Annotated in this window: 1 protein-coding gene and 1 pseudogene; both read left to right on the top strand. The window is 63.0% G+C overall.

Annotated elements, in window-relative coordinates:
• Positions 1-2: 2 nt before the first annotated feature.
• Positions 3-752, top strand: a complete 750-nt coding sequence (locus QWJ46_RS31000) for an electron transfer flavoprotein subunit beta/FixA family protein (protein WP_302756355.1) — start codon at positions 3-5, stop codon at positions 750-752.
• A 25-nt stretch (positions 753-777) separates the two neighbouring features.
• Positions 778-1,169 (top strand): annotated as a pseudogene (locus tag QWJ46_RS30995) (electron transfer flavoprotein subunit alpha/FixB family protein); the annotation flags it as partial.

Raw genomic sequence — 1,169 nt, 5'->3', positions numbered from 1 at the left:
CCATGAAGATTCTCGTGCCCGTCAAGCGGGTAGTCGACTACAACGTGAAGATCCGGGTTAAGCCGGATGGCACGGGTGTCGAGCTTGCCAATGTGAAGATGTCGATGAACCCGTTCGACGAGATCTCGGTGGAAGAGGCGCTGAGATTGAAGGAAGCCGGCAAGGCGGAAGAAGTGGTGGCGGTATCGATCGGCCCTGCCAAGGCCGAGGAGACGCTGCGGACGGCGCTCGCCATGGGCGCCGACCGGGCGATCCTGGTCGAGACCGACGAGCAAGTCGAGCCGCTCGCTGTGGCCAAGATCCTGAAAGCGGTGGCCGATGCCGAACAGCCGGGATTGATCATCGTCGGCAAGCAGGCGATCGACGACGACAGCAATCAGACCGGCCAGATGCTGGCGGCGCTGCTGGGCTCGGCCCAGGCGACCTTCGCCTCGAAGATCGAGATCGGTGACGGCAAGGCGCAGGTCACCCGCGAAGTCGATGGCGGCCTGCAGACGATCGAGATCAAGCTGCCGGCGGTCATCACATCAGACCTCAGACTGAACGAGCCACGTTACGCCTCGCTGCCGAACATCATGAAGGCAAAGAAGAAGCCGCTCGACAAGAAGAGCCCTGCCGATTTCGGCGTCAACACGACGCCGCGGCTGAAGGTGCTGAAGACCGAGGAGCCAAGTGGCCGCAAGGCCGGCGTCAAGGTCAAGTCGGTCGCCGAACTCGTCGACAAGCTGAAGAACGAAGCCGGCGTGCTGTAATCGGGCTGGAACAGGAGCAACTATCATGACCATTCTTCTTGTGGCCGACCATGACGGCCATCACCTCTCCGACCAGACCGCCAAGGCGCTGACCGCGGCAAGCCAGATTGGCGGCGATATTCATATCCTCGTCGCCGGCAAAGGCGCCAAGCCCGCGGCCGATGCGGCGGCAAAACTTTCCGGCGTCTCCAAGGTGCTGCTGGCCGAAAGCGACGCGCTTGCCAACAATCTCGCCGAGCCGCTGGCCGATCTGATCGTCTCGCTCGCCGATTCCTACGACACGATCGTCTCGGCCGCCACCTCGGTCGGCAAGACGGTGCTGCCGCGGGTGGCGGCACTGCTCGACGTCGCCCAGGTCTCGGAGATCATCGAGGTCGTCTCCGCCGATACCTTCAAGCGGCCGATCTATGCCGGCAA

This window comes from Rhizobium sp. CBN3, assembly GCF_030518245.1.
Taxonomy (GTDB): domain Bacteria; phylum Pseudomonadota; class Alphaproteobacteria; order Rhizobiales; family Rhizobiaceae; genus Rhizobium; species Rhizobium aethiopicum_A.
Note: the sequence above shows the minus strand (reverse complement) of the source record. Positions and strands in the feature narration are given on the sequence as shown.

Coding starts and splice junctions, on each gene's coding strand:
- QWJ46_RS31000 (WP_302756355.1), top strand. CDS start 3: ATGAAGATTCTCGTGCCCGTCAAGCGGGTAGTCGACTACAACGTGAAG.